Origin of the sequence: Streptomyces sp. NPDC005181 (assembly GCF_040608395.1) — a bacterium.
Taxonomy (GTDB): Bacteria; Actinomycetota; Actinomycetes; order Streptomycetales; family Streptomycetaceae; genus Streptomyces.
The window spans coordinates 1-4,785 of the sequence record NZ_JBEXID010000196.1 but is presented as its reverse complement, the minus strand read 5'-3'; the positions used below and the strand labels follow the sequence as shown (position 1 = coordinate 4,785).

5 protein-coding genes and 1 pseudogene are annotated in these 4,785 nt (G+C 67.8%); 3 read left to right on the top strand and 3 right to left on the bottom strand.

Going from position 1 to position 4,785, the window contains the following annotated elements:
* Positions 1 to 148 precede the first annotated feature (148 nt).
* A complete protein-coding gene (gene fabV / locus ABZV38_RS39630; protein WP_356333725.1) occupies positions 149 to 1,357 on the bottom strand; it encodes an enoyl-[acyl-carrier-protein] reductase FabV in 1,209 nt (402 codons plus the stop codon).
* A 505-nt stretch (positions 1,358 to 1,862) separates the two neighbouring features.
* On the opposite strand from fabV, the gene ABZV38_RS39625 reads away from it, so the two are divergent.
* Together ABZV38_RS39625 and ABZV38_RS39620 are read left to right on the top strand one after the other, a co-directional pair.
* The gene (locus ABZV38_RS39625) at positions 1,863 to 2,150 is read left to right on the top strand and encodes a hypothetical protein (protein WP_356333723.1); all 288 of its coding nucleotides are present in this window, start codon (positions 1,863 to 1,865) and stop codon (positions 2,148 to 2,150) included.
* 13 nt (positions 2,151 to 2,163) lie between these two features.
* Positions 2,164 to 2,307 (top strand): hypothetical protein, encoded by a 144-nt coding sequence (locus tag ABZV38_RS39620; protein WP_356333721.1) that lies wholly within the window; start codon positions 2,164 to 2,166, stop codon positions 2,305 to 2,307.
* A 588-nt stretch (positions 2,308 to 2,895) separates the two neighbouring features.
* Here ABZV38_RS39620 and ABZV38_RS39615 read toward each other — a convergent pair.
* Positions 2,896 to 2,985: pseudogene (locus tag ABZV38_RS39615) on the bottom strand (AraC family transcriptional regulator); the annotation flags it as partial.
* Between the two features lie 172 nt (positions 2,986 to 3,157).
* Between ABZV38_RS39615 and ABZV38_RS39610 the strand changes: the two are divergent.
* Entirely contained in the window at positions 3,158 to 3,442 is a 285-nt protein-coding gene (locus ABZV38_RS39610; RefSeq protein WP_356333719.1) for a hypothetical protein, read from the top strand.
* Between the two features lie 129 nt (positions 3,443 to 3,571).
* Here ABZV38_RS39610 and ABZV38_RS39605 read toward each other — a convergent pair.
* Positions 3,572 to 4,368 (bottom strand): IS5 family transposase gene (locus ABZV38_RS39605; protein WP_356333727.1). Its coding sequence is split into 2 segments (ribosomal slippage): positions 3,572 to 4,032 and positions 4,032 to 4,368, totalling 798 coding nucleotides; the frame shifts between segments, so codons are not numbered across the junction.
* Positions 4,369 to 4,785 lie beyond the last annotated feature (417 nt).

Below are 4,785 nucleotides of genomic sequence, written 5' to 3'. Positions count from 1 at the left end.
CGTCATCGGTCAACGCCAGCTCGGCCATCGGCCGCCCCATCTTCGCCATGAAGACAGTCTACTTACTCAACGAATCTACGACGCAGGACACTAGAACTGGCGCTGCGACCTCGCTTTACGACGCGATCGGGGGCGTTCATGGCGCGGGTCAGATGGTGAGAGTGGGCCAGGGGACGTCGGTTTCGACGGCGGCGGTGTAGTCGACGCCGGGGACAGAGAAGCCGTAGAGGCGGCGGACTTCGTCGCTGAACCAGTCGAGGTCGGCGAGTTCGGTGATGGTGTCGCTGGTGGCGGTGCTCCAGCGTTCGGCGACGGCGTTCTGCACGGCGGGGTCGAGTTCCCAGGTGTCGAGGCGGACCCGGCCCTCGTCGTCGAGGTCGAGGGGGCGGGCGCCGATCAGCTGGACCCACAGCTCCACCAGTTGACCGATCGGGGCCACCATGGCGTCGCCGAGCACGCCGCGCAGCAGCCCGACGTACAGGGCGATGCCGGGGATGGCGGTGGAGGACTGGGTGACGGCAGCAGCGTTGACCGAGGTCACGGCCCGGCCGCCCAGGGTCTTGCCGAGGCGCTCGTCCAACGTGCGTGCGGTGGCTTCCAGATGGGACTTTGCGGCGCCGATGGTGCCCTGCCGGTAGATCGCCGCGGTGAGCGGCGAGCCGATGTAGGACAGGGCGGCGGTGGCGAAGCCGTCGGCGAGCAGGGACCGGTCGGCCAGGAACGTGATCCACCGTTCCCAGTCGGTGCCGCCCATCACCGCCACGGTCTGCTCGATGTCGTCGCCCTCGGCCGGCGCGGTGGTGACCTCCTTCACCTCCGGGGCACCGTACTCGTCGAAGACGAGCGTCTTGGTGGTGTACGGCGAGCCGATCGGCTTGAGGACCGAGGCATACACGTTGCCGGTGTCCGGGTCGGTGCGGCGAGGCGCGGCCACCGAGTAGATCAGGAAGTCGAGTCGTCCCCCAAACCGCTCGGCGAGGAGGTCGGCAACCTGCTCCTTCACTGTGTCGCTGAACGCATCGCCATTGAGGAAGACCATGTCCCGCCCGTGCTGTTGGGCGAGCCGGGCGGTGGCGGCGGTGCGATACCAGCCGGCCGTGCCGGTGCGCCGCGCGGGCGCCTTCTCGAAGCACACGCCGATGCCACGGATACCGACACGGGCCAGGCCCGCGATCGTAGCGGCCAGGCCATACCCGGCGGACGAGCCGATGACCAGAGCCACCGGCCCTTCGCCCTCGGCGGTGACCGGGGCGGGGACGGCCTGCCACATCTCGTCCACCAGCTGTCGGCAGCCGCCAGGATGGGAGTCGAGGAACAGGAAGCCCCGGCTCTTGGGCGCAATGACGCGTTCGCTCACGGTGTGGTGTCCCAGGTGTCGTCACGGACAAGGACGCGGCGGCCGCCTCGGCCACCCCGTCCTGCAAGTCTGCGGCCGTGCGGATGAACACGGTGATCTTGACCGGCACAACGATGTCTAGCCGGGCTTGGAGGGTTCCCACTAGCTCTAGCGGGGGCAGCTGGCGGCACCCAAGTCCCATCCCGCGGGGTAGGACCGAACCTGCCGACCGGCAGGAACGTCGCGATAAACCTCTATTCGGCGTCGGCGAGTTGCGCACGCGTCACACCAACCCCTGGCCCTACGGATGGCACAAGATCGCCGACCAGATCCTCGAAAGCCTCGCCAGCTACTATCGACGCATCAACGGAGCTCGGCCGCAGGCATCGCGTCCCGGACGTCGCCGACACCGATCCGATCCCGCTGATCGGCCTGGTCCAGCTGTACCGGCGGGACGTGCCCGGCCTCAGGCCGGGCCCGGACGGCTGCGATTTGCTCCAGGTGCTCTGGTGCCCGTTCGAGGCACATGGCCCGAGCCGCTACGGCCTGGCCCTGCACGTACGCTGGCGCCGTTCCGAGCAGGTCGCCGTGCCGCTGGCACGCTCCGCCGCAGCCGACGCTGGTCGGCTTCGAGGGCTCGGTCGCCGAGCCATGCGTGCTTCACCCCGAGCAGGTCGTCACCTACCCGTACGCCGGTTCGCTCCCGGGCCGACTCGGCGCCAGGATCGACGCCTGGGAGGAGGCCCAGGAACGGAAGGCAGAGAAGGACGGCCTGGACGACGAGCTGGTCACCTACCACCCTGCTGGTCGATAGTGACGGCTTCGAAGTGCTTGCGCATGCCCAAGGTCTGCTGGCCGGTACTGACAGCACCGGAACGCGGATCATCGGTCAGCCGCTGATGACGGTCGAGGAGTTCATCAACGCGCACCGCTCGATGTTCGAACTTCACTACCCGATCGCGTCGGCGTAAAGCAGTAGCTGTCAGCGTCAGCAATGACCGGGCCGGATGGGACAACGTCGAACCATCCAGCCCGGCCGTGCTGGCACTCGTCGAACGGACTTGCCGGGGAAGAGGGGGCTTGGCCTGCCGCTGGCCCCTGTGCATGGATTCGACAACCGGACGCCGCAGGTGCGGAAGGTCGTGCAGGACAGCTGGCCCGGCGGCCAACTGCAGCCAGGCAACTTCGAGCGGTTTTACAACTACACAGGCGGGGTGAGCTGTCCCGACTTTCCGAGCGGCCGGTTGGTGTGCCTTCAGGCGGCGTTCATGATTGCCTGGGATTGGAAGTGCTGGGCTTCAAAGTCCTGGCGGCCATCGCCGCGGCGGTCCTGACCGTCCTCACCGACGGCGCGCTGAGCACGAATGAGTGCTGAGTGCTCGCTCCGGCTGTTCTCATGGCTGGCTGCCGCCCGCCAGCGTGCCGTTCTGCTGTGACAGCAGGCGGACTCGAAGTCCCACCAGCCGTCTTCCTCCGAGGCGTTGGGTGACCAGCCGTAAGGGTTCACGCAAGGCACGAGCAGTTCGGCGTCCGCTTCGGTCCTGTCCGGCGAACCGGTGGCCGGGGCGGCTGCGGTACGGGTTCGACGGGAACCAATCCGTGAACACGTCCCGCCACAGGCCCTGTATCGCATGCGGCCGCATGCCGGCGTGCGGCCGTCGTTCGGCGGAGCGGGCACCGGAGCAGTGCCGGAAGCCGCCGTTCGGATCACCGATGAGGGCCCTTCCAGTGATTGCGGCACGTCTCGCACGCGCCGCACGTCCTGCGGCGGGTACACCGTCTCCGCAGAAGACGGCCCAGCGATCCGGTCAGGAGATCAGCATGTATGCAGTGGTTCGGCGGTACGAAGGGGTGACCGATCCTGCCGAGGCGGGACGCCAGGTGAACGAGGGGTTCGTGCCGCTCCTCCGCCAGGTCCAAGGTTTCGTGGCCTATTACTGGGTCGATGCCGGGGGCGGGGTGATGGTCTCGACGAGTGTCTTCCAGGACCCGGCCGGCGCCGAGGAGTCGACCGATAGGGCGGCGGATTTCGTACGGGACCGCCTCGCCTCCCTGCTCCCCAGCCCTCCCCAGGTCACGGCCGGCGAGGTCGTGGCCCATTCGTAGCGGCCTGCCGGAAAGTGGCACGGCTGTGACACCGCGAACCGCGCGGGCCGCCGCGCACGAGCAGCGCGCCCAGCACAGCCTGCCCACGCTGCCTTCTGCTCGGCATTGTGCGACGCCTTAGAGATCATCTCATTTGGCGAGTCTGCGGTAGCAGATGAGAGTGCAGGCGATGCTGGCGAAGGCGAGGAAGTGGATGGCTTTGCATTCGTAGCGGCGGTGGAGTCTGCGGCAGCTGGCGAGCCAGGCCATGGTGCGTTCAATGGTCCAGCGGTGGCGTCCGAGGCGTTGCCCGTCTTCGACGCCCTTGCGGGCGATCCGCGGAGTGATGCGCCGGCTGCGGAGCCATTGCCGCAGGCGGCGGCTGTCGTAGGCCTTGTCGGCGTGGAGCTTGGCCGGCCGCCTGCGGCGCGGACCGCGACGCGAGCGAATGGGCGGTATGCCTCGCACGAGCGGTTCAAGTGCCTGACTGTCGTGGAGGTTCGCGCCGGAGATTCCGATCGAAAGCGGCAGTCCGGACCGTTCGGTGATCAAGTGGATCTTCGACCCGTACTTGCCCCGGTCTACAGGATTCGGACCTGTCAGGTCCCCTTTTTCAGAGCCCGCATGTTCACCGAGTCGATCGCGCACCGCGACCAGTCCAGCTCGCCCCTGGCGCCGAGTTCGTCCAGCACCAGGCGGTATAGCTTCGCCCACACCCGCAGCCGGCTCCACTCCATGAACCGGCGGTGAGCCGTCGCCCCGGAAGGCCCGAACACCGGCGGGACCTGCGACCACGTACACCCCGTCGTCGCCACGAAGATGATCGCCGCCAGCACCTCACGGTCACCATGACGACGCCGGCCGCCACCCTGCGGACGCGTCGGCGCCTCTGGCACCACCCGCTGGAACAACTCCCACAACCCGTCCGGCACCAACCGCTCCACCATCAACACCCCACCAGACTACCTACACCTCCAAATGAGATGACTTCTTAGCAGGTAGACGGGACGGCCGCTCCCCTGCGGACCAACCCAGGCACTCAGACGGGCCAGCTCAACCGCTAGGGGGCCAACTAAGGGCTATCCCGTAATCCCTGGTGGATCAGCGCGCGGCGTCAGATGCGGTGCATCGCAAGGCGGAGGAGCGTCCTCATACTGGGCGTATTCGGGCATTCCGACAACACAGCGAGGTGCCGTAGCTGTCGTCGTGCGCCCGCCAGGGATTACGGGACAGCCCTGAGCTTGATCTTTAAGGCTGCTGCTCGGCCCCGCCGTGTCTAGGCATATCCGTTTTGCGCTGTTTCTTGCCGACTGGGTGGCGGGGTGCGGGTGTGGAGGTGCGGCCCTTGGGGCGGCCTGGGCCGG